A 23,122-nucleotide genomic window follows, 5' to 3' on the forward strand; every position below is an offset into this window, starting at 1 on the left:
GGGGCTCCGAACGCCTCGTTAGCCGCTCTGCCGGCGAGCAGGATCTGGACGCGGTCCTCGATCTGGCGGCGATCCGGCGTCGGCGCGATCACGATATCGGTCCAGCCGCCGGCGTCGCCGGCGGAGCGGATCGTTACGGTCTCGACCTGGAATCCGAGCCTGTGCGCGATCACCGCGTGGCCGGCTTCGTGGATTGCCGCATGGAGCAGTTCCTTCGGCGGTCGCGGATCCGCCGGCATGATCGCGGTCAGCAGATCGGCCGCAGTCAGCGTGCTGTTGCGGCTGCGCGCAATCCTGCGGGCTTCCCGCACGATCCCGGTGACGTCGGCGCCCGTTCGACCGGGCATCAGCTTCGCCAGCGCGGTGAGGTCCGCGGCCGGAAGGTCAGATCCCAGATGGGTGCGCAGGATCCCGGCCAGTCCCGCGGCATCGGGCGGGTCGATCCGGAACGACCGATCGAAACGGCCGGGCCTGAGCAGGGCGCGATCGATATGCTCGGCGTGGTTGGTGGCCGCCAGCAGGATGACGCCGCGCCGGTCGGTGCGGCAGGCATCGATATGGAGGAGCAGGCCGGTGATCACGCTGGTCCACCAATCCCGGTTGCGCGAATCCAGGGTGGCGCGATCCGGCAATGCATCGAGCTCGTCGAGGAACAGGATGCTCGGTGCGCTCGCCCGCGCGCGGCTGAACACGTCCGACACCTGCTGGAGAACATCGCCGAGATGGCCGCTGTTCTTCTGGAACCACCCGCTCACGCTGGTCTGGATCAGCGGCAGGCGAGCCGACTTCGCGAGCGACCTCGCCAGCGTGGTCTTGCCCGTTCCGGGCGGGCCGTGGAACAGGGCCGACTCGAGCTCGCCGGCGGACAGCATCCCCGCCCGAACCGCCTCGATATCGGCGAGCGTTGCCAGGCACCAATCAAGAGCCGCGCCATAGCCGGCAAGATCCGCAAGCAGCGGCGTCCGGTCGTCGCTCGTCGTCACGCTGCGCGCGGCGCTCGCGGCATGGAGCCGCGCTACACAGGCCTGCGGAGTCGCCGACGGCCGCAACGCCGCCGCTAGGTCCATGAGGTCGAGGCCGGCCATGTCGGCCGCGGACAACTTCGGCGCCGAGCGACCGGTATGGCGCCTGATCGCCCGGCGCATCAACTCGGGCGTGGGTGCCGGCACCGCTAACACCAGATCAGCGGCGCTACGCAGCAGCGCGGGAAGCTGACCGTCGGGATCGGAGGCGATGCCGCAGACCGTCTTACCCTCGTCGAGAGCATCGACGATCAGCGCTTCGGTCGTGCGCCAGTCGCGCTTGTTCGCCTTCCCGTCGATGATCAGGATCCCATTGTCGTTCTCGTGGACGAAGGCGTGGATGGGATCGATCCAGCTATCGGTCGGGACCCGGACGATGACCGCCATGGTCGCGCCCCTCGGCAGCGCCCTAAGGTCCCGGCGCTTGTCCATCGCCTGCCACGACAGCTCGACGATAAGACCGAGCGGCGACAAGCCAGCGCGAGCCTCGTGCTCCTCATCGGCATTCGCCGACGGTTCGAAGTTCAGGAGAAATTCGTCGCCGCTCTTGTCCTCGGAGAGATCGCTTTCGCTCATGACAGCGCCTCCATCAGAGCCTGAACCGCGGCGCGTCGGATTTCGGTCCGCGACGGGCCACGCCACGAGCGCACCAGCGGATCGACGTTCTCGCCGAGATAGCGCCTGCGATCGAGCGTGAAGGCGAGAACCGTCCGGGCTGCAGCCGATCCGGCGAGCGCATGGACAAGCACCATACTCATGACGAGATCGTGCCGGGCGGTGTCGAGCACTTCGACACCGGACATCCGCAGCGCCAGGGCGACGGCAGCAGCGGCGTCGCCGGCAAGCGCGGCATCCCAGTGCTCGACACGGAGCGGCCTGACCCTGCCGAGCAGCTCCGTCAGCTCAGCCTGTTCAGGAGCGCCGAACGCATTCGCAGGCGAGCTGCGCCAGAGCTGCCAGGTGGGGACATGACCGATGCCGGCATCGCTGCCTGCCTCGTCAAAAAGGACGGGCGGGCGAGGCATCTGCCGGCGCGGGAAGTTGAGAACGGGTACGGCCATCGGACACAGCTCCGCCGATCCGCCGGAGAGCACTCCGGCGGGATACAGCTTTGTTGGTGGAGGAAGGATGCAGCAGCCGGCCTGGCTGGTGCAGCGGGAAGCCGGTAGGGCGGCGAAGCGCCTAGTGCAGCTCCGCCCCGAGGGACAGATCGTCGTTGCGGAGCACACCGACCGGCAGATCGACATCCTGCCGCTCGCGCACGCGGTCGAGGAACCGCGGCAGCCGCTGGAGCATGCCCGCTCGCATGGCGCGGGCCGCGGCATCGGTCGTAGCCACGACCGGCACGCCGAAGAGCTGATCGAGCCCCTCGCGCGTCACGGTGAGGTCCGGCCGGAAGCCCGACCTCCCGTAGTAGTCGACGACCCAGCTCTCGCAGCGCCGCACGGGAATACCCAGGGTCTTCAGGAAGGCCTTGAGTTGCAGCCGGCCGCAGAGCAGGTCCCGCTCCGTGGTGCGCCGCTTGCGGACCTCGGTCTCGCCGCCGCCCCTCTTGACCTCCACCAGCCTCGCGATCCGCTCCCGCCGGTCGACCACGATCATATCGAAATGGGCGATCCTGGTCGCGGCGCCGTCGGCCGGCAGGGCGATGCGCCGCAGCTCGCCGCCGTCATTGGCCTGGACCAGCGTCTCGGCGGAGACGGTGATCGGCATGCGCACCTGGGTCATCACCGTCATGTGGCTGTGGCGGCGCAACGCCATGCAGATGCCGGCTTCCAGGATAGCTCCGTCCCGCTTGACCAGCGAGGACAGGAACGAGCTGAGCCTGCTCAGGTCGTCGCCCATGAGGGGATCGACCGCGAAGGTGCACCCCGCCGCACCGGCGACGGTCGTATCGATGCGCGCCTTCAGCTCGGCGGGCAGACCCCCGCGCCGAACGATATTCTCGGTGGAGAGCGGCGAGGTGGTGGCGACAGCGAGGTTGGTTTCGGCCTTGGCCATGACATAAGCTCCGGTCCGTGGACGGCGTGTCCACGAGGACCAAAATGGCACTTTAAGAGTCATATGTCACCAAAGATGCCATTTTATGATTAACGGCCCGCAACTACGCGCTGCCCGCGCTTGGCTTAATCTGTCTCAAGATCAGGTTGCGGAGATCACAGGGGTCGCAAAACGGACCATCGCGCGGATAGAATCTGAAGCGACTGTTCCACACGACCGCACGCTCCGGGACATTCAGTCCGTGCTAGAAGCGCTCGGTGTGGAGTTCCTCGTCGAAGGCGGCGTGGGGACCGGAATTAGAGTTGTGAAGAAGCCGGATCGGTAAAAAGCTGCGCGTAGGAATTCTTAGCGCGGCTTCGATCATCCCTCCGAGAGAAGGCCGCTTCCTTTGGGCAATGGGTCAATTTGGCCCTTAGCCGACTCTGGCAATGTCCGGTTTCGGGCAGTCTAGTTTGCCGGTTCAACGGCGCCATCATGCTGGTCTGGCTCATGCTGACCTCGCAGCGTGATCGAAGACATGGTCGCGGATGCCGGCCTGCTGCTGGTCACCGCGCAGCGGCGCCGGACCTTTGTCAACGCCGGGCTGGCGGATTTCGCCGACGAGGGCGGCACGCTGATCTGGAAGGTTCCGCCTGCACACCGCAAGACCGTCCTCCGCCCAGGCTCGACCAAGACCCACGACCTCCCCTTGCCGTCGCTCGCCGGCGACATGGTCCGGCGGACGGGTCGCTGTGCCCACCGAGGAAACGATGAAGGAGAATGGCAGCCAATTGATTTGGCTCTTCCCCGCCATGCGGCCGCGTCGGGTGGGCGATTCGCTCGGCCATCTCTGCACCGACACGCTGACGCATTTCCTCGACGCGCTCCCCGGCATGCGCGGAGGAGACCGCTCACGCGGCCTTTGCGAGGCTTGGCGCAACGCTGAAAGGCGCCGCCGTCTTGGCCTTGACCTCGTCGAGCGCGACGTCGGGCGCCAGCTCGATCAGGGTCAGCCCACCGCCCTTGGCCTTGTCGCAAGCCATGACGCAGAGATCGGTGACGATCAGGTCGACCACGCCTGCTCCGGTCAGCGGCAGGGTGCAGCGCTCCAGCACCTTGGACTCGCCGGCCTTGTTGGCGTGGTCCATCACCACGATGACCTTCTTGACGCCGGCGACGAGATCCATCGCGCCGCCCATGCCCTTCACCATCTTGCCGGGGATGGTCCAGTTGGCGATGTCGCCATTGGCGGCGACTTCCATCGCCCCGAGGATGGTCAGGTCGATATGGCCGCCGCGGATCATCGCGAAGCTGTCGGCCGAGGAGAAGAAGCTCGAGCTCGGCAGGATCGTGATCGTCTGCTTGCCGGCATTGATCAGGTCGGGATCGGCCTCGCCCTCATAGGGGAAGGGGCCGATGCCGAGCAGGCCGTTCTCGGATTGAAGCGTGACGTCCACACCTGCAGGGATGTAGTTCGCCACCAGCGTCGGGATGCCGATGCCGAGATTGACGTAGAAGCCGTCCTGCAGCTCCTTGGCCGCGCGGGCGGCCACCTGTTCGCGGGTCCAGGCCATCAGGCTGCCTCCCTCTTGCGCTCGGTCAGCTTCTCGATCTTCTTCTCGTTGATCGTGCTCTTGATGATGCGGTCGACATAGATGCCGGGGGTGTGGATATGGTCGCCGTCGATCTCCCCCTTCTCCAGCAGATCCTCTACCTCGGCGATGGTGACGCGCCCGGCAGTGGCCACCATCGGATTGAAGTTCCGCGCCGTTTTCCGATAGACCAGATTACCCTCCCGGTCGGCCTTCCAGGCCTTGACGATGGCGAGATCGGCGACGAGGCCGGTCTCGAGGAGATGAATCTCGCCATTGAACTCCCGGGTCGGCTTGCCCTCGGCGACGACCGTGCCGACGCCGGTCTTGGTGTAGAAACCGCCGATGCCGGCACCACCGGCGCGAATGCGCTCGGCCAGAGTGCCCTGCGGGTTCAGCTCCAGTTCCAGCCGACCCTCGAGATAGAGCTGCTCGAACAATTTGTTCTCTCCGACATAGGAGGAGATCATCTTCCTGACTTGGCCGTTGGAAAGCAGAATCCCAAGGCCAAAATCCTCAACGCCGCAATTGTTCGAGATCAGCGTCAGGTCGCGGACACCCGATCTGGAGATCGCATGGATCAAACTCTCGGGAATACCACATAGGCCGAAGCCACCCGCCATGATGGTCATGCCGTCGCGCAGCACGCCTGCCAGCACGCTTTCGGAATCCGTCCAGACCTTGTTTCGCATGCGAAGCCCTTCGGTGTTTCGGCTAGATCAGTTCCGCGGCGCGGCTGGCGAAGGCGGCGGCCAAACCCTCCGTCGCCGCGGCGTCGGCGGCGTTGGCAGTTCCGATCCTGGCGCGCGCGGCAATGCCTTCGAAGATCATCGACCAGCGGAACAGCGCGAAGACCATGTGAAAGGTGTCGAGCCTGACGCCGTGGCGTGCTTCGCCGTCATAGGCCGCCAGATTGCTCTCCAGCGAAGGGATGCCGAGCATCGGAAGATCGAGCCCTCGAATGCCGCCATATTCGTTGGGAGCGGAAACCCAGGCCATCGCGCTGTGAGCCAGATCCGCCAGCGGGTGGCCGAGGGTGGAGAGCTCCCAGTCCAGGAGAGCCACGACGCGCGGCTCGGTCGGATGGAACATCAAGTTCCCGATGCGATAGTCCCCATGGACGATCGACGTGGCTTCGTCCGAGGGGATATGCTGCGGCAGCCAGGCGATGAGACGATCGACATCCGCATCGTCCCGCGTGCGGATTTCCGCCCATTGCCGGCTCCAGCGGCTCACCTGTCTGATGAAGTAGTTGCCGGGACGGCCATAGTCACCGAGGCCGACGCCAGCAAAATCGACATTGTGCAGGGCCGCGAGCGTGCGTGCCATCGCTGCGTACATGGCGCTCCGCTCCTGCGGCGATACGCCGGGCAGGGTGCAATCGTGGAAGATGCGGCCGTCCAGGCGCTCCATGAGGTAGAATGGTGTACCGACCACCGTCCGGTCGTCGCAATAGAACAAGGCCGGAGGGACGGGCACGCCGCTGCCCTTCAGCGCGCTGATGATGCGGTGCTCCCGGTCCACGGCATGGGCGGAGGGCAGGAGCTCGCCCGCGGGCTGCTTGCGCAGGACCAACCGGCGATTGTCGTAGGTCACGAAGAAGGTGGGGTTCGACTGACCGCCGGAGATCGGCTCCAGAAGCATCCGTCCTGCGAGCCCCGGCAGCGCGCGGCGCATGAAGGCATCGAGCCTGTCCAGGTCGAAGCTCATGGCGTCGCCACCGGCCAGCGCCAGAAATCGGCCTTCTCCTGCGAGAGGAACCGGTTCAGCACCATCTGGTGGACCTCGTCCGCCCCGTCCACCAGGCGCGCCTGGCGCGCGTAGCGATAGATCCACTCCAGCACGGTATCGCGGGAATAGCCGCGTGCCCCATTGATCTGAATAGCCATGTCGGCGGCTTGATGCAGCGTGTTGGCCGCCTGGATCTTCGCCATGGAGATTTCCTTGCGGGCGAGATGGCCGCGGTCCAGCTCCCAGGCGGCCTTCATCGTCAGGAGCCTGCCGATCTCGATGCTCATCGCGGCCTGGCCGAGCTTCATCTGCACGCTTTCCCGCTCCGCCAAGGCCACTCCGAAGCTGTGCCGTTCGACGGCGTAGGCGCGGGCGATCTCGACGCATCTCCTGGCGAGACCGAGCCAGCGCATGCAATGGGTGAGCCGCGCCGGACCAAGACGAATCTGGGTGACCTTCAGCCCGTCCCCTTCGCCCATCAGCACGTCTTCGGGGGCGATCGCCAGGCCGTCGAACTCCAGCTCGCAATGCCCGCCATGCTCTTCGGGCCCCATGATCGGAATGCGCCGGAGGATGCGCCAACCCGGTTGATCACGGTGAAAGAGAAAGGCGGTCAAACCCTTGCGGGGATCGTCAGAGGTGCGGGCCATCAAGATGAAATGGGCGGCCTCCGCGGCACCCGTGATGAACCATTTGCGGCCGTAGATCCGGTAGGATCCGTCCGCTTGCCGTTCGGCCCTTGTCAGCATCATCGATGGATCCGAGCCGCTGCCGGGATGAGGCTCGGTCATGGCGAAGGCCGAGCGCACCTCGCCACGCGCGATCGGCGCGAGCCAGCGTGCCTTTTGCGCGGGGGTCGCGACCTTCTCCAACACCATCATGTTGCCGTCGTCGGGGGCGGCGGAGTTGAAGATCGCCGGGCCGAAGATGGAGCGGTTCATCTCTTCATAGCAGGCCGCCATGCCGACGCGGCCGAGGCCGAGCCCACCATGCTCGGGCGCCAGCTGAATGCACCACAGGCCTGCCGCGCGCGCTTTGGCGCGCATCGTGTCGAGCAAGTCGAGGCGGATGTTCTCGTGATCGTCATAGGACGCGGGATCGGCCTCCAGCGGGACGATCTCCCGCGCCACGAAATCCGCGATGCGACTGCGGATGTCTTCGGTGGCGGCAGGCAGCGTGAAATCCATGGCGATGGCCTCAGAGGGAGGAAACGAGGTGCCCGCCGTCGACCGCGATCGAGGCGCCGGTCACATGGGCGGAGGCGTCGGAGCAGAGAAACAGAAGCGGCCCGTCGAGGTCCGAGAGCTGCCCCAGCCGGCGCGTCGGAATGCGGCGGATCAGGGCCTTGCCGGCCTCGCTGGCAAAGAAATCGCGGTTGAGATCCGTCTCGACATAGCCGGGGCACAAGGCGTTGGCCCGGATGCCGTGACGCGCCCATTCGAGCGCCATCGATTTGGTGAGCTGGAGAAGCCCTGCCTTGGAGGCGGCGTAAGCTGCTACTTGCCCGGCGACACGGGCGCCGAGAATGGATGCGACATTGACGATGTTGCCTCCTCTCCCATCCGCGGCCATCGCACGGGCCGCGGCTTGGCCGACGACGAAGGCTCCTTTGAGATTGGTGTCCATGATGCGGCTCCAGGAGGCCTCGTCCTGATCGAGCAGCGGCGTCGTGGCGGTGATGCCGGCATTGTTCACCAGCACGTCGAGGCGCCCCCACGCAGCCAGCACCGCGGCCATGGCGGCGTCTGCCGAGGCAGGCGCTGTCACGTCGAGGCTGATCGCCAGCGCCTCGCCCCCAGCCGCGCGGATACGGTCACAGACGGCTTCGCAATCGGCGCTTCGGCGAGCGGCAACGGCCACCCGGGCACCTGAGGCGGCGAGAATCTCGGAGAAATGCGCGCCGAGGCCTCGGGAGGCCCCCGTTATCAGAACCGTACGGCCATCGAACGACGCTTGGAATCCCATCGATGTTCCTCCCCGATCCCGCTTCGCTGAATTTATCGAGCGAGCGCTCGCTTTATAGACATCGGTGCCGGCATGTTGCAAGAGGGGCCACGCAAAGTGCTTTTCTGGAGGGAGCGGAGCGTGAGACCATCTCCGCCAGCGGCGGTCATGCCCCCTGTTCGCCTGGACCTATCGATGGAGGCGCTCGCGGAGCGTACCCTGGCGCGCCATCTGGACACCGTGCGCGTGAAGAAGCCGCAGGTCGCGACGAAGCGCCTCGCGCGAATCCTGGACAGCACGCTCACGCTCGCGAACCAGGTCGGCTTTCACTCGATGAGCCTGCGCGACCTCTCCGAGCATGCCGGGCTGAGCATGGGAGCGCTCTATGCCTATTTCGACTCCAAGGAGACCCTGCTGCTGATGATCCTCGGCACGGTGTCCGAGGTTGTCGAGGAAACGCTCGGCGATGCGCCCAAGGAGCTTACGCCCGTCGAGCGGCTGCGCTGGCTTCTTGCCTCCCATGTCGCCCTGACCGAGGCGCTGCTGCCCTGGTTCATCTTCGCCTATATGCAAGCGAAGAGTTTTCCGCCGCGGGCGCGCGCCATGGCCATAGCGGCCGAGCGCATGACGGAGGGTCTCCTCGCCGAGATCCTGGCGGAGGGCAAAGCCCTGGGAATGTTCGAGATCGACGATGTCGAAATGTGCGCGGCCCTGATCAAGCCGATGCTGCAGGACTGGTACGTCAAGCGCTCCAAGTACCGGCGGCGCCACATTACCGCGGAAGCCTTCACATATTCGCTCAGCACATTCGTGGAGCACGCGATCCGGCTTCGGCACGCCGGCATTATCGTCGAATAAGAGGATTGTCGGGCGCTACGGCAGCGGTGGCTGTTCATCGGGTTGGGCGCCCCGAAAGGGCGACCAAGATGCCAGAAGATGTGCGGTGATAATGCGGTGCCGGGCCATTGATCTGGCGATAGCCTGATTGCCGGCTGCAGGTAGCGGCCTCCGCTACTGATACGGAATTCGCCTCCCGCGGTCAGACTGCGCCGCATTGAAGCAAAATGTTTTCAGAGCAAAAATTTCTGCAGATTTTGACGATTCAATCGCCAATCCCAAGAAGACGATAGATGTAGTGCTGGAACGTGTAGAGATCGACTTTTCTGATTTCGGCCGCAGCGAGTTCATCGCGCCGTCGCATCGCGGCGATGAATTCATCCTGGATGCGAATGGTGAAAACCACGAATTCCCTGTCTTGGCCGTCATCGTTTCGGGCCAGCGCCGCGGCGTAATAAGGGGCGGTGCGAGCGCGCAGATTGATGATCTGGTCGCCGAGGGTGACGGACCCGCATCGCTGCGCCAGGAGGCGAGGCACCTGCTGGATGGTGGCGACGCGGTTCAGGATCTCCGATTCAACCCAGTAGACGCGGCGTGTCGCAAGGATCGCCTCCTCAAGCTCATCGATATCGGCGCTCGACATCGAGGAGACGCATCTCCGGGCCGCCTCGGCCTCCAGAATGTTTCGCACAGCGAAGATTTCGTCCATCATAGCCCGGTCAATCTCGGGAATCTGGACGCTATAGTTCGGGCGCAGGATCAGAACGCGCTCGACGGTCAGTTTACCGATCGCATCTCGAACGGGCTGCACGCTCGTGCCCAGGTCGGCAGCCAGCGAGCGTAGCGTCAAGCGGGTTCCTGGAAGCCATTCTCCGCGAAATATCCGATCCCGAATGGTGTGATAAACCTGAAGACTCAACGTTTCCGCCGGCGCATCGCTCGGAGCGGGGGCGGTTTTTGTTTTTTGATTCATGAAGTCAGCTCTCCATCTCCGCTTGTAACCTGCCTCGGCCTTCGAAAAGGTGAAGCTCGATGTGATCACGATAGTCGCGCATCGCGCAGGCGAGCAAGCGAGATGCGCCGACGAATTTCAGGATGGCGCGCGTGATTTGCGCTCACGCTTGCGAAATTCGGCCATTTTCTTCTCGGTGATCAACCTGTTGGAATTTTTCCAGTTGCCTGTGCTATGATCATGTGATCACATAACTCTCACCAGCATTCATGCGGCTTTGATGGTGTCGAGGCGAGGGGCAAGCAGCAACGGAAGGGAGTTGCCTCACGCCGGCGGCTCCCATTGGAGCGCCAGGCGCGCCGAATTCTCAGGAGGGCGCCGGTGGCTTCAAGCGGATGGCGGCATGTGAGATGCGCGCGCCGCGGCGTCTAGAGGAATTGTCGTAGCGATTGCTCTGCAGAGGTCTGCGGGTCGGACGGCGGCCGATACATAACGTAGCGATCCGAGTATCCAACACGGATGGGATAAGAACGATGATCAATTGGCCGGACGCTGCTTCTCGGTCCAGAGCGCTCTATGATCGGGGCTTGAAAGTGCTCCCCGGCGGCATCACCCGTACATTGCCCTGGCAGGAGCCTTTCCCGGTCTATGCGGCGCGCGGCGAAGGGGCTTATGTCATCGATGTCGACGGAACCCGGCGCCTTGATCTTCTGAACAACTTTGCATCCTTGATACACGGTCACGCGCATCCTGCTGTTGTTGAGGCCGTCCGTCGTCAGGTCGGCAACGGATCGGCCTTCACGCTTCCGACGGAGCAGGAAGTCGCACTGGCGGAAACGATTTGCGGCCGCGCAGAAAGCTTCGAGCAGGTCAGGTTCTGCAATTCAGGCTCCGAAGCCGTCATGAGCGCCATTAAAGCTGCTCGTGCGATCACGGGGCGCCCCAAGATCGTAAAGGCCGAGGGTGTTTATCATGGGGCGTATGATTACGCCGAGGTCAGCCTCGATTCTTCGCCTGCGAACTGGGGAAATGATCCGAACTCGATCGGTTATTCGAAAGGGGTGCCCAAGGGCGTGACCGACGACGTCATCGTTATCCCCTTCAACGATGTCGAGGCGTCCGAGCGCGTCATTCGCGCCAATGCCGGCGACATCGCAGCGGTTCTTCTCGACGCGGCTCCGAGCTATCTGGGCTTTGTCCAGATATCCAAGCCGTTCATCGCAATGATCGAGCGGGTGACCCGGGAGATCGGTGCGGTTCTCATCCTGGACGAAGTGATCACGTTCCGATCCCACACCGGTGGTGCTCAGACGCTGCTCGGCGTCAACCCGGATCTTACGACGCTGGCCAAGATCATCGGTGGCGGTTTTCCGGTCGGCGCCGTCGCCGGGCGGCGAGAGTTCATGCGGATCTATGATCATCGCGAGGGAAAGCCGGGGCTGCCGTGGAGCGGGACCTTCACGGCCAACCCCGTGACCATGACCGCCGGCAAGGTCACTCTGGACCTGCTCGACCACGCGGCCATCGATCGCCTGAACCAGCTCGGCGACCGATTGATCGATGGAGTGAACGCGGCCTTTGCGAAATCGAGCTTCCCAGGCCAGGTCACCGGCTTCGGATCGAGCTTCATGATCTTCGGTCACACGCGGTCGGTCAGCGATTACCGCTCGGGATACTCCACCCCCGAGGAAACCAGGCGCGTCGCCGCTCTTCAGCACGCATTGACCATCGAAGGCTTCCATATCGCCCGGACCGGCAAGGGGTTCCTGTCAACGCCGATGACCGAAGCGGACATTGATCGTTTCATCGACGCCGTGTCCCGTGTCGTCGATGCTGGATTGGAAATGTAGTGGCATGTATCAGCTTATAATGGAATAAATGCCAATATTTCTGTGTCGGGAATCGGCGCAGATCCGTGAATTCTACAATAAGATGCGCTTTGAATAAGAATATATCGAGAATCAAATTCTCGACCCCAGGCCGAGTATCGCCTCCTCGCCGGAATTTTCTATTAAGGCGAGGGGAAAAATTTTGACGAACCTCGAAACGCCGGGCAGGTTTCACGCCCGGTTTAGGTCAAATCGCGCGGGGGCAACCCGATGGAATTCGATCGACCAAGCCACCTCAGCCTGTTGGTCGCGAACCCCGAGTCGCCGAAACGAAAACCAGGTCGCATTGATCGCCTCAGGCGACGTCGCGTCCGAGCGGCGAAGATATCCTGCTTGACTATTCGATAAACGCGTTTATTAAACGCGTTTATCGAAAGGAACTGCCATGCCCAGACCGGCCCTCAACGATGACCAGCTCGCCGAAGCGCGTGCCCGTATTCTCGCTGCTGCCGGCCGCATCATTTCGGCCGAGGGCTACGGCGCCCTATCGATGCGCCGGGTTGCAACCGCAGTAGGCCTGACGGCTGGGGCGCTCTATCGCTACTTCCCGACCAAGCAGGACGTGCTCAGGACCTATTGCATCGAGGCCCTCGATCAGCTGGCCGACGAGTGCAACCGCATCCTGCGGGAAACCGGCGACGCCTCGTTGGCGCTGGAGCGCATCCTGATCGCCTATGGCGACTTCGCCCTCGACGATCCCGACCGCTTCCGCATCCTGTTCCTGGATCCCCAGGTCACCAGGCTCGAACTCGACGATCCCAGCGTGCTCAACGGCTACGACCTCCTTCTGGAGACGGTGGAACGGGTTCAGTCCGGCGGCCTGCTACGCCCGCTTCCCACCGCGGACATCGCGCGCATCCTCCTGGCCAGCGTCCACGGTGTCTGCGCCCTGTCCGTGACCGTGCGCGAGATCGATTTCAAGGATGCGCGCACCCTTGCCGTCGAGTCCGTGCGCAACGCCCTGCGCGGGCTGTCTTCCACTCCGGGAGATCTCACATGAAAGACTTGCTCAAGAGGCTGATCGTTTGTGGTTGCGCCTGCGGCCTGGCGCTATCCGTCAGCGGCTGCGGCGAGGAGAAGAAGGCCCAGGCCGAGCCTCCGCGGCCGGTTCGCACGCTCCTCGCGAAGCCGAGCCTCGTCGGCGAGGAGGTCGTCCAGACCGGCGACATCCAGCCGCATACCGAGACCGATCTTGGTTTCCGGATGGACGGCCGTGTCGCGGCGCGGAATGTCGAAGTCGGCATGACCGTCATTGAGGATCAACTCCTCGCGACGCTCGACAGGCGCGATATCGAAAACGAGCTGCGCTCCGCCGAGGCCGAAGTCACACGCGCAGAGGCGGCCGAAGCGCTGGCCAAATCGGGATTGGAGCGTCAACGTACGCTGTTCGAGAAGCAAATCGTCGCACGCGTTAGAATGGAGGAGGCCGAGACCGCCTGGCGCGAGGCCAATGCCAGGACGCAAAGCGCTCAGTCCGCGCTTGAGACCGCACGGAACAAGCTGGGCTATGCTGAGCTCCGTGCGCCCTATGACGGTATCATCACCACGATCGCCATCAATGGCGGCCAGGTCGTCAGCGCCGGCCAGGCTGCGATCAAGCTCGCGTCCGTCCGCGAGCGCGACGCCGTGTTCAACATCTCCGAGCGGCTGTACCTTGCAGCTCCCAACGACGTGAAAGTCGAGGTCGCGCTCGCATCCAATCCGTCGATCAAGGTTACCGGTACTTTGCGCGATGCAAGTCCGAGCGCTGATCCGGTGACGCGCACCTATCGCGTTCGCTTTGCCCTGCCCGATGCACCGCCCGAGATGACGCTCGGCGCTGCCGTGACCGGGCGCGTCCTTATCTCGGGCAAGCCGCTCTTCCTCTTGCCGGCCTCGGCCTTGACGGATGAGAACGGCAAGCCCGCCGTCTTCGTCGTCCAGCCGGCCAGCCAGGACCTGGTTCGCAAGCCGGTTGCGGTCGTGCGCTATACGGCGACGGAAGTGCTGGTCGATTCCGGGCTGACCGCGGGCGAGGCCGTGGTCACCGCCGGGGTGAGCAAGCTGCGGCCCGGCCAGAAAGTCGCTTTCGACGGCAAGCAGGGCGAGGCCGTGAAATGAGCACCTCCATGGCTCCCGGCGGCAACGGCCGCTTCAACCTCTCCTCCTGGGCGATCGGCCAGAAGTCGCTGATCTTCTTCCTGATGCTGATCACCCTGATCGGCGGTGCGATGAGTTACACGCGGCTCAGCCGCAACGAGGACCCGGCCTTCACCATCAAGACCATGGTGATCGCCGCCCGTTGGCCGGGCGCGACGATCACCGACACGACCAAGCTCCTGACCGACCGGCTGGAGAAGAAGCTGGAGGAGGTTCCCTATCTCTTCCGACTGGACAGCTACACGCGTCCCGGCGAGAGCGTGATTATGCTCAATCTGCGGGATGATGCGCCCGCGCGTGTCGTTCCGGATGCCTGGTATCAGGCGCGCAAGAAGATTGCGGACATCGCAGCGACGCTGCCGAGCGGCGTTCAGGGGCCATTCTTCGACGACGAGTTCGGCGACACCTTCGGCCTGATCTACGGCTTCACCGCAGAAGGCTTTTCGGATCGCGAGCTCCGCGATCGGCTGGAGACGGTGCGAGCCGAACTTCTGCGGATCCCGAATATCGGCAAGGTCCAGCTTCTCGGCGTCCAGGAAGAGCAGATCGTCATCGAGTTCTCGCCTGGCCGGCTCGCCGCCTTCGGGCTGGACGAGCAGAGCGTGCTGCGTGCCCTGCAGGCCCAGAACGCTGTGAGTCCGGCCGGGACCATGCGCCTTGCGGACGAGAAGATCGCGTTGCGGGTCAGCGGCAGCTTCGCCTCGGAAGAGGCGCTGCGAGCGGTGACATTGCGGGCGAACGACCGCTTCGTGCCGTTGAGCGACATTGCCACCATCCAGCGCATTCCAGCCGATCCGCCGGCCCCGCTGTTCCGGGTCAATGGCGAAAAAGCCATGGGTGTCGCCATCTCGATGGCGCCGACCGGCAACCTGCTGGAGTTCGGCGAGGCCGTGAAGGCGCAGATGGACGCGATCAAGAGCACGCTGCCCCATGGCATCGAGATGATGCAGGTTGCCGATCAGGCGGTCGTGGTGAAGCAGGCGGTCAACGGCTTCGTCACGGTGCTGCTCGAAGCCATTGCCATCGTGCTGGCGGTGTCCTTCCTGTCGCTCGGCATGCGGGCCGGCCTGGTGGTGAGCGTCTCGATCCCCTTCGTGCTGGCGCTGACCTTCATCGGCATGGAGCTCACCGGGATCGGTCTGCAACGGATTTCGCTGGGAGCGCTGATCATCGCGCTCGGCCTCCTCGTCGACGATGCGATGATCACAGTCGAGGCCATGGTCGGCAAGCTGGAGGCGGGCGAAGATCTCAAGCGGGCGGCGAGCTATGCGTATGAATCGACCGCCTTCCCGATGCTGACCGGCACGCTCGTAATGATCGCCGGCTTCATTCCGATCGGCTTCGCGGCATCGAGCGCCGGTGAATATTGCTACTCGATGTTCATGGTGGTGCTGATCTCGCTGTCGGCCTCCTGGGTCGTCGCGGTGCTGTTCTCGCCTTTGCTCGGCACCTTGATGCTGCCGAAGAGCCTTCCCGGGCATGGCCATGGCAATGGCCGGGTCATGCAGGCCTATGAAGCCGTGCTCGGATGGGTGCTCGCCCATCGCTGGATCACGATCGGCGCTGCGATCGCCATCTTCATCGTTTCGCTCGCCGGCGCAGCTCGTCTCGAGGAGCAGTTCTTTCCCGCCTCCGACCGCCCCGAGCTGATGGTCACGGTGACGCTGCCCCAGAATGCGTCGCTTGAGGCCAGCAACCGCGAGGCGGCCAAGCTCGAGGTCGTGCTCAAGAACGATCCGACCGTCGAGCGCTTCTCGACCTATGTCGGCTCCGGCGCGGTTCGCTTCTATCTCGGCCTCGACCTCCTGCTTGCCAACGACAACGTCACCCAGACGGTGGTCGTGACGAAGGGGCTCAAGGAGCGCGATGCGTTGCAGGCCAGGCTCGCGGAGATCTACAAGGCGGATCGTTCCGGCCTGATCGTCCGCGCTACGCCGCTGGAGCTCGGCCCGCCGGTCGGCTGGCCGCTGAAATACCAGGTCACCGGGCCTGATCAGGCGATGGCGCGCGATATCGCCGGCAAGCTCGCCAACCTCATCGCGACCAATGCCGACACACGGGACGTGCATCTCTCGACGGGCGAGCCGCAGCGCAGCGTGCTGGTCAAGGTCGATCAGAATCAAGCCCGTGCGATCGGTCTCTCCTCCGAGGATGTCGCCAGCGCAATGGCCTCGATTTTCTCCGGCGTGTTGGTGACGAGCGTGCGCGACCAGGATCGCCTCGTCGAGGTGATCATGCGGGCGCGGAGCGGCGAGAGGACCGATCTGGCGACGCTCGGCAATCTGCAGATCCAGACGCCGAAGGGGCGCTCCGTTCCGCTCTCCCAGATCGCCGAGTTGAGCTACGGCGTCGAGGATCCGGTCGTCTGGCGGAGGCAGCGCCTCCCTATGATGACGGTCCAGGCGGATATCCAGGCGGGTCTCCAGCCGACCACGGTCGTCAACGCGCTGGCGCCGGCCGTGGCGGCGTTCGCCGCGGGGTTGCCCGAGGGATATCGCGTCGCGACCGGCGGCGTCGTCGAGGAGGCCGGCAAAGGCAACGCCTCGATCGTCGCCGTCCTGCCGCTGACCGCCCTGGTGATGTGCGCGCTGCTGATGGTGCAATTGCGCAGCTTCTCGCGCATGGCGCTCGCCTTCGCCATGGCGCCGTTCGGGCTCATCGGCGTGGTTGCGGCGATGCTGCCGACCGGAACCCCGATGGGCTTCGTCGCGCAGCTCGGCGTGATCGCGCTGGTCGGAATGATCGTTCGCAACGCGGTCATCCTGATCGATGAGGTCAGCACCAATATGAAGACCGGCGAAGAACCCGTGCAGGCCATCATCCATGCTTCGACGCATCGGGCTCGCCCGATCGTGCTGACGGCGCTGGCGGCGATCCTCGGCATGATCCCGATCGCGCCGCAGATCTTCTGGGGGCCGATGGCCTACGCCATCATCGGCGGCCTCGCCGTAGCGACGGTTGCCACCCTGACGGTCCTGCCCTGCGCGATCTCCCTGCTGCTGCAATGGGAGGGGCAGCAGGCGAGCCGAGTGCCGGTTGATGGCGCGGCCCAGCCGCAGGGAGTCGCCTGATGCCGGTCCCGCTGTCCTCCGACGAGCGCCGCCTGGCCTTCGAAGCCAGGCGGCTGGCAGTCGAGACCCTGATCAAGGTCTATCTCGAACACGTCACGCATGCGCGTCATCTGGTGACGGCCCATTTGCGCCTGATGTTCACGCTCTCCCTCGGGGCGCTCGCCGGCGTCGTCACGCTCTATGGCGCGACACTGCGCGTCGGCGTCGCCAACGGCCTCGGCACGCTCGACCGCCTCGAAGTGGCGACGGGCCTCGTCTCGCTCGCTTCGCTGGTCGCGTCGGCGCTGCTCTCCGCGACGGCGCTGCGCCGGACGGCGACTATCGCGGTGTCCTTCGTCCGCGACCCGTTTCCCAATGTGGCCTCCGAGATCGCGTCGATCTTCGAGCTGGACAGCCTCGACGAGAACGAAGTTCTGCGAAAGCTCCATCATACGATCGACAAGGGGCTTGAGGGCCCGCCCATGTTCGAGGTGGAAGTCAGATTGAGCACGTCGCTATTGGTCTTCGGCTTGCTCGCGGCCGGGCTGTCGTTTCTGATCTGAAGGGATACCTCGATGCAGGTCGTTCACAGGATCAGGCTCTCAGTGATGATGCTCCTGGCTGCCGGCCTGGCCTCCTGCGCCGGTGTGCCGGGGAGCGCAGTGCTTCATCCCGTCGGCGGGCCCGTCGGGGTTGGAAAGCCGGTCGACGTCCTTGTCGCCACCACACGCATGCGTTCGGAGGCAGACGGGCGCGAATTCACCGCTGAGCGCAATCGCGGGGTGAGCTACGCGGCCTACACGGTTTCCATACCGCCTAATCATGTCGCCGGCGAGATCGAATGGCCGACGACATTGCCAAGCAATCCCGCGACCAACTTCGTCGTGACCGGCTCTCAGTCTCTGGACAAGGCCGGTTTCAGCCGCACTGCGATGCGAGACATGAAAGGCTCCGGTGAGGTCATCGTCTTCGTGCACGGCTACAACACCAGCTATCAGGAGGCGGTGTTCCGGGCGGCTCAGCTCAAGCATGACAATGGCCTGCCCGAGGCCGTCATCGCCTTCTCCTGGCCCTCGAAGGCCTCGCTGGTCGACTATTTGACGGACCGCGAAGCATCGACCTTTTCGCGCGACTACCTTGAGAAGACCCTCGACGACCTCGCCCGCACGCCCGGCGTCCGCCACATCAACATCATCGCCCACTCCATGGGCGGTTGGCTGACGATGGAGACATTGCGCCAGGCCAAGCTGCGCGGGAACTCCACCTTCCTGCCCAAGCTCGGCGAAGTCCTGCTGGCGTCGCCGGATATCGATCTCTACGTTTTCGGCACACAGCTCGATGTGATCGGCAAGCGCAATCCGCCGATCATGGTGGCCATCTCCGAGGACGATCAGGCGCTCGGCCTCTCGCAATGGCTGGCCGGAGACGTGCCTCGCGTCGGCAATGTATCGACGGCCGACAACAAGGCGGAATGGCAGCGGGAAATCGCGCACTACGGCCTGCAGGTCATTAACATGTCGAACGCCAAAAGCCGGGACGCCGTCAACCACGGCAAGTTCGTCGGTCTCATCCCGGCCTTGAATCAGATGGTCAGGGCCGAGGCGCGAGGTCGTGGCAGCTTGCTCTCGCGCACAGGACTCTTTACGGCAGGACCCTCCGGCAATGTGCTGCAGATGCCGCTCAAGGTCGGCGAGGCAATTGCAAGGTGACGAGGTCCGAGACAGGCCGGGCAGCGATATCGGGGCACCGCCAGCAAGGGATTGACCGGTGACCAGGGACCCTGACTGCCGGCGACGAGCGTGCGACGCTTCGTAGCTGGACCGCGACCTCATCGTTCGAGAGCGAGGCGCCCTAGCTATTCGTACGAAACAGCCGTGCTCAACGTTTCATCGTCATGCCGACGCCAGTATTCATCGCGGATGCGGGCTGTGATCGGACCCGGCTTTCCGTCCCCGATCGGACGCCCTTCGAATTCTGTGACCGGCGTGATGCCGCCTGCCGTCGTCGCTGTGAAAATCTCGTCAGCAGCGGACAACTCGGCGCCACGCACGGCGCGAATTTCGCAGCGCATCTGGAGATCGCCTGCGATCTCAATAACGGAACGTCTGGTGATACCTTCGAAGATGTTTCGATCCGGAGTGACGAGGACGCCGTCCTTCACGAAGAAGACGTTGAAACCCGGCCCTTCGGTCACCGTGCCATCCGCCAGGGGCAGAATGGTCACCTCTGCCCCCCGATCGTAAGCCTCGAAGAGGCTCATCGTGAGGTCGAGCCAATGGAAATTCTTGATCCGCTGGTCGAGCGCTTCGGACGGAATCCGCTGCGTTTTCGCGAGCACCATCTTGAGCCCTCTGCGCCGCTGTTCCTCGTTGGCGATCCAGAGGAACGGCTGGACGTAGGCATAGAGTCGGTTACGGCAGAGCCGCGGATCACGCGTTCCGGGAGGCTGGATCCCCCGGGAGCACATGACCATGATGAAGGCGTCGCGATATCCAGTGCGCCGAACGAGATCGACGAGGATCTCCGAGATCTCGTCGTCGGTCAGCGCGAGATCCATTCGCAAGCCGGTCATCGAAGCTCGAAATCGCTTGATATGCTCCCGCAACCGATAGATGCGCCCTTTCCACACATGGATCGCATCGTAGGTGATGTCGGATCGCAAGAAGCCGCGATCTGCGATCGGTATCGTCGCTTCTGCCAGGGGGAGATACTTGCCATCCATATAGGCAAGGCCGGGAATGCTAGCGAGCTCGTCCTGGGTCGACATCTTCGCCTTCGCTCTTGTTGGAAGTCATCAAGGGCTGGCGACAGGCCGCGGGCAATAGAAGCCTGTCGCAATTCTCCATGCTGACCGGGATCAAGGCCAGTGGCGCTGAAATGGACGTCACGACACGGCCCGAGCCGGCTTCCGATATCTCCGCAACACATTGAGAACGGTCGCCGCTGCGATTGTTCCAAGGATGAAGATCAGTGCGGCGGCAGCTATGGAAGGGCTGATGTTCTCGCGGATCGAGGAGAACATCTGGCGGGCCAGGGTGCGCTGGTTGGGGCCCGCGACGAACAAGGTCAATACCACCTCGTCAAGGGACGTCGCGAAGGCGAAGACCGCGCCTGAAATGATGCCCGGCGCGGCGAGCGGCAGCGTTACGCGGGCCAGAACGGTCGGCGGTGCGGCGCCGAGGCTCGCTGCCGCCTGCTCCAGCCGCGGCTCGATGGCCTGTAGCACGGCCGACACATTGATGACGACGAACGGAACCGCGATCACCGTGTGCGCGATGATCACCCCGAGGTAGGAGTTTGCGAGATTATAGCGGGCGAACATCAGCTGCAGGCCGACGCCCAGCACCACCGCCGGCACGACCATCGGCAGGAGAAAGGCGGTTCGGGCAAAGGCGAACAGCCACGACGCCTCCTGCCGGCGCAAGCCGAGCGCAGCCAACGTACCGAGGACCGTAGCCAGGACCGTCGTGCCAAAGCCGATGATCAGGCTGTTGATGATCGAGCGCCGCCAGACGTCGGCCGTCACCAGTTCGTTGAACCAGCGTGTCGAATAGCTGGCGATCGGGTAGTTGAGGAACACGCTGTCGGTGAAGGCCAAAGGCAGGATCGCCGCCAGCGGCGCCAGCAGGAACAGCATCGCCGCCAGACCGAACACGACCTTCGAAAAGCCGAGCACGTTCATGGCTGGACCTGCTGATCGGAGGCGAGCCGCAGGTAGAGGGTATAGAGGATTATCGTCGCGGCCAGGAGAACGATGCCGAGCGCGCCGGCCATCGCCCAGTTGGCTGCGCCGGTCGCATAATAGGCGATCACCGATGAGATCATCTGGTCTTGCGCGCCGCCGATCAGGGCCGGCGTGATGTAATAGCCAAGCGCGCTCATGAAGACGAGGAGCGAGCCCGACACCACCCCACGCATGGAAAGGGGCAGCAGCACCTTCCAGAAAGCCCGGATCGGCGCGGCGCCGAGCGAAGCCGCCGCAGGCATGAGATTCTTCGGAATCCCGATCAGGACGCTGAAGATCGGCAGCACCATGAAAGGCAGCAGCACATGCGTCATCGCGATGACGACGCCGGTGCGGTTGAAGATCAGCGGCACCGGCCCGGAGCTCAATCCGAGCGCCATCAGCGCCGAATTGATCAAGCCGTTGTCCTGCAGCAGGATGAACCAGGCTGCGGTCCGCACCAACAGCGAGGTCCATAGCGGCAGCAGGACAGCCCCAAGTAGCAGTTGCCGTTTCCAGCCTTCGACCGACGCGGCGATCATTGCGTAAGGGAAGCCGATCAACAGACAGGCTATGGTGACCAGGAGCGACACGACGAAGGTGCGGGCAAGCGTCGTGCGATTGGCCGAAATGCCTGCAGGCATTGCCTGGATGTCGCCTGCGGGCGAGCGTTCCAGGTCGACGGCGGCGAGCAGGTTGCGATCGGTGAAGGTGGAGGCCGTCGCGGTTTTGACCGCTTGCCAGTACGCCGGATCGCTCCAACGCTCGTCGATTGCGACGAGATCATTCGCCTTGAGGTCCTCGCGCAGCGCCGTACGGGTCTTCGACATGAGCGTCCGGAAGCCGGGCTTGGCGCTATTCAGCCGCCGAACCAGATCGCCGAAAAGCTGATCGTCCTCGATGCTTCGGATATCCCGCGCAAAGACCGCCTGGGCATCGGGCCCGGGCGCAGCGGATCCGTCCCAAGAAGCCAGCGCGGAGCCGACCCCGGGCAGCGCCCGCGAGGCGATCGGATCCGAAACCGCCGCCGACATCATCGTGTAAAGCGGAGCTGCGAAAAAGATCAGCAGGAAAAGGCCGAGCGGCGCGATCAGTGCCAGGGAAACAGGCAACCTGCGGCGCCGGCTCATCGTGCGACGACCCAGCAATCACGCGGCGAGAAGCTCATCTCGATGCCGTCGCCAATGGTCGGTGCCGCCTCGCTGCGCTCGGAGCGCAGGACGACCGTCTGGCCCGCTGCGTCGACGATCAGACGCAAATGGTCGCCGTGATAGACCACATCACGCACGGTTCCGGCGATGCGGTTCTCCTGTGTGCCTGACGGCTTGATCCGCTCTGGCCGCACTGACAGGCAGACCTGCTCGCCTGGCTTCAGCGCCTTGCGCCCAACCGACAAAGACTGGCCGTTTGCCAGCACGACGCGCGAAACCTCGCCATCGGCGGCCTCTGCCGTTGCATGGATGAGATTCGTTTCTCCTATGAACTCCGCGACGAACCGTGTCGCCGGGTGATCATAGATTTCGTTCGGCGTACCGATCTGCTCGATCTTGCCGCGGTTGAACACTGCGATCCGGTCCGACATCGTCAGCGCCTCGCTCTGGTCGTGGGTGACGAAGACGATGGTCAGGCCCAGCCGGCGATGCAGATCGCGAATGTCGAGTTGCATCTGCTCGCGCAGCTTTTTATCGAGCGCGCCGAGCGGTTCGTCCATGAGGACCACCTGCGGCTCGAAAACCAGCGCGCGGGCGAGCGCCACGCGCTGCTGCTGTCCGCCGGACAACTGGCTGGGGCGGCGGTCGCTGAGCGCACCCAGTTGCACCATGTCGAGCGCGCGGCGGACGCGCTGGTCAGATTCGGCTTTTGCCACGCCCCGCATGCTCAGGGGGAAGGCAATGTTGTCGGCGACGCTCATATGCGGAAACAAGGCGTAGTTCTGGAACACCACGCCCATGTTGCGCTTGTGCGGAGGAAGCTGGTCGACCTGACGACCCGCGACGCTGATCTTGCCGCTGCTCGGCGCCTCGAAGCCGGCCAGCATCATCAGAATCGTCGTCTTGCCGGACCCGGAGGGTCCAAGCATGCTGACGAATTCGCCTTCATGGATCGCAAGGTCGAGCTGGTCCACGACCGTCAGCGCCCCGAAAACCTTGCTGACTTTTTCAAAGCCGATGAACGGTTGCGTCATCTAAAATCCTGACAGGCCCCGGAAAGCTCCTGCCGATCCGCGATCGGTATGAATCGAGGTGCGGGGCGCCTGCAACC

23 protein-coding genes are annotated in these 23,122 nt (G+C 64.1%); 9 read left to right on the plus strand and 14 right to left on the minus strand.

Annotated elements, in window-relative coordinates; all coding sequences use genetic code 11:
* From BMZ69_RS27940 to BMZ69_RS27950, 3 genes are all read right to left on the minus strand, one after another.
* Positions 1-1,664 (minus strand): AAA family ATPase (locus BMZ69_RS27940; protein WP_139219258.1); only part of this gene is annotated, 1,664 nt, incomplete at its 3' end.
* Positions 1,595-2,083, minus strand: a complete 489-nt coding sequence (locus BMZ69_RS27945; RefSeq protein ID WP_092163160.1) for a hypothetical protein — start codon at positions 2,081-2,083, stop codon at positions 1,595-1,597. The genes BMZ69_RS27940 and BMZ69_RS27945, both read right to left, overlap by 70 nt.
* A gap of 121 nt (positions 2,084-2,204) precedes the next feature.
* Complete coding sequence (locus tag BMZ69_RS27950; protein WP_092163162.1) at positions 2,205-3,023, minus strand: hypothetical protein; 819 nt, start codon at positions 3,021-3,023, stop codon at positions 2,205-2,207.
* Between the two features lie 85 nt (positions 3,024-3,108).
* On the opposite strand from BMZ69_RS27950, the gene BMZ69_RS27955 reads away from it, so the two are divergent.
* Positions 3,109-3,348, plus strand: a complete 240-nt coding sequence (locus tag BMZ69_RS27955) for a helix-turn-helix domain-containing protein (protein WP_092163164.1) — start codon at positions 3,109-3,111, stop codon at positions 3,346-3,348.
* Positions 3,349-3,510: 162 nt separating this feature from the next.
* Here the strand turns inward: BMZ69_RS27955 and BMZ69_RS27960 are convergent, their stop codons facing one another.
* The 6 genes from BMZ69_RS27960 to BMZ69_RS27985 form a co-directional block, all read right to left on the minus strand.
* Positions 3,511-3,816 (minus strand): hypothetical protein, encoded by a 306-nt coding sequence (locus tag BMZ69_RS27960; protein WP_092163165.1) that lies wholly within the window; start codon positions 3,814-3,816, stop codon positions 3,511-3,513.
* 97 nt (positions 3,817-3,913) lie between these two features.
* Complete coding sequence (locus tag BMZ69_RS27965; RefSeq protein WP_092163166.1) at positions 3,914-4,576, minus strand: 3-oxoacid CoA-transferase subunit B; 663 nt, start codon at positions 4,574-4,576, stop codon at positions 3,914-3,916.
* On the minus strand, positions 4,576-5,286 hold the full coding sequence (locus tag BMZ69_RS27970; RefSeq protein ID WP_092163167.1) for a CoA transferase subunit A: 711 nt from the start codon (positions 5,284-5,286) through the stop codon (positions 4,576-4,578). The genes BMZ69_RS27965 and BMZ69_RS27970 overlap by 1 nt, the downstream gene beginning before the upstream one ends.
* Positions 5,287-5,308: 22 nt before the next feature.
* The gene (locus tag BMZ69_RS27975) at positions 5,309-6,304 is read right to left on the minus strand and encodes a phosphotransferase family protein (RefSeq protein ID WP_092163169.1); all 996 of its coding nucleotides are present in this window, start codon (positions 6,302-6,304) and stop codon (positions 5,309-5,311) included.
* On the minus strand, positions 6,301-7,512 hold the full coding sequence (locus BMZ69_RS27980; RefSeq protein WP_092163170.1) for an acyl-CoA dehydrogenase family protein: 1,212 nt from the start codon (positions 7,510-7,512) through the stop codon (positions 6,301-6,303). Before BMZ69_RS27980 ends, BMZ69_RS27975 begins: the two co-directional genes overlap by 4 nt.
* 10 nt (positions 7,513-7,522) lie before the next feature.
* Complete coding sequence (locus BMZ69_RS27985; protein WP_092163171.1) at positions 7,523-8,290, minus strand: SDR family NAD(P)-dependent oxidoreductase; 768 nt, start codon at positions 8,288-8,290, stop codon at positions 7,523-7,525.
* A 174-nt stretch (positions 8,291-8,464) separates the two neighbouring features.
* Here BMZ69_RS27985 and BMZ69_RS27990 point away from each other — a divergent pair, with 174 nt between their 5' ends.
* Positions 8,465-9,127 (plus strand): TetR/AcrR family transcriptional regulator, encoded by a 663-nt coding sequence (locus tag BMZ69_RS27990; RefSeq protein ID WP_244543587.1) that lies wholly within the window; start codon positions 8,465-8,467, stop codon positions 9,125-9,127.
* A gap of 244 nt (positions 9,128-9,371) precedes the next feature.
* Here BMZ69_RS27990 and BMZ69_RS27995 read toward each other — a convergent pair whose 3' ends face one another.
* Positions 9,372-10,079 carry a GntR family transcriptional regulator gene (locus tag BMZ69_RS27995; protein WP_092163173.1) on the minus strand — a complete coding sequence of 236 codons (708 nt, stop codon included), beginning with the start codon at positions 10,077-10,079 and terminating at the stop codon, positions 9,372-9,374.
* Between the two features lie 49 nt (positions 10,080-10,128).
* Here BMZ69_RS27995 and BMZ69_RS31790 point away from each other — a divergent pair, with 49 nt between their 5' ends.
* The 7 genes from BMZ69_RS31790 (at position 10,129) to BMZ69_RS28025 (ending at position 18,845) form a co-directional block, all read left to right on the plus strand.
* Positions 10,129-10,296 (plus strand): hypothetical protein, encoded by a 168-nt coding sequence (locus tag BMZ69_RS31790; protein WP_175507014.1) that lies wholly within the window; start codon positions 10,129-10,131, stop codon positions 10,294-10,296.
* A 295-nt stretch (positions 10,297-10,591) separates the two neighbouring features.
* On the plus strand, positions 10,592-11,908 hold the full coding sequence (locus BMZ69_RS28000) for an aspartate aminotransferase family protein (RefSeq protein ID WP_092163174.1): 1,317 nt from the start codon (positions 10,592-10,594) through the stop codon (positions 11,906-11,908).
* 424 nt (positions 11,909-12,332) lie between these two features.
* Positions 12,333-12,947 (plus strand): TetR/AcrR family transcriptional regulator, encoded by a 615-nt coding sequence (locus tag BMZ69_RS28005; protein ID WP_092163175.1) that lies wholly within the window; start codon positions 12,333-12,335, stop codon positions 12,945-12,947.
* Positions 12,944-14,047, plus strand: a complete 1,104-nt coding sequence (locus BMZ69_RS28010) for an efflux RND transporter periplasmic adaptor subunit (protein ID WP_092163176.1) — start codon at positions 12,944-12,946, stop codon at positions 14,045-14,047. The genes BMZ69_RS28005 and BMZ69_RS28010 overlap by 4 nt, the downstream gene beginning before the upstream one ends.
* On the plus strand, positions 14,044-17,157 hold the full coding sequence (locus tag BMZ69_RS28015; RefSeq protein ID WP_210188107.1) for an efflux RND transporter permease subunit: 3,114 nt from the start codon (positions 14,044-14,046) through the stop codon (positions 17,155-17,157). Before BMZ69_RS28010 ends, BMZ69_RS28015 begins: the two co-directional genes overlap by 4 nt.
* The gene (locus BMZ69_RS28020) at positions 17,157-17,699 is read left to right on the plus strand and encodes a hypothetical protein (RefSeq protein ID WP_175507015.1); all 543 of its coding nucleotides are present in this window, start codon (positions 17,157-17,159) and stop codon (positions 17,697-17,699) included. Before BMZ69_RS28015 ends, BMZ69_RS28020 begins: the two co-directional genes overlap by 1 nt.
* A 48-nt stretch (positions 17,700-17,747) precedes the next feature.
* A complete protein-coding gene (locus BMZ69_RS28025) occupies positions 17,748-18,845 on the plus strand; it encodes an alpha/beta hydrolase (protein WP_175507016.1) in 1,098 nt (365 codons plus the stop codon).
* 146 nt (positions 18,846-18,991) lie between these two features.
* Here the strand turns inward: BMZ69_RS28025 and BMZ69_RS28030 are convergent, their stop codons facing one another.
* From BMZ69_RS28030 to BMZ69_RS28045, 4 genes are all read right to left on the minus strand, one after another.
* Entirely contained in the window at positions 18,992-19,903 is a 912-nt protein-coding gene (locus tag BMZ69_RS28030; protein WP_092163180.1) for an aminotransferase class IV, read from the minus strand.
* 117 nt (positions 19,904-20,020) lie between these two features.
* A complete protein-coding gene (locus BMZ69_RS28035; RefSeq protein ID WP_092163181.1) occupies positions 20,021-20,818 on the minus strand; it encodes an ABC transporter permease in 798 nt (265 codons plus the stop codon).
* Positions 20,815-21,990 (minus strand): ABC transporter permease, encoded by a 1,176-nt coding sequence (locus BMZ69_RS28040; protein WP_092163183.1) that lies wholly within the window; start codon positions 21,988-21,990, stop codon positions 20,815-20,817. Before BMZ69_RS28040 ends, BMZ69_RS28035 begins: the two co-directional genes overlap by 4 nt.
* Positions 21,987-23,045, minus strand: a complete 1,059-nt coding sequence (locus BMZ69_RS28045; protein ID WP_092163184.1) for an ABC transporter ATP-binding protein — start codon at positions 23,043-23,045, stop codon at positions 21,987-21,989. The genes BMZ69_RS28040 and BMZ69_RS28045 overlap by 4 nt, the downstream gene beginning before the upstream one ends.
* Positions 23,046-23,122: the final 77 nt, after the last annotated feature.

The sequence above is a fragment of the Allobosea sp. CRIB-10 genome, from assembly GCF_900112185.1.
Lineage (GTDB): Bacteria > Pseudomonadota > Alphaproteobacteria > Rhizobiales > Beijerinckiaceae > Allobosea.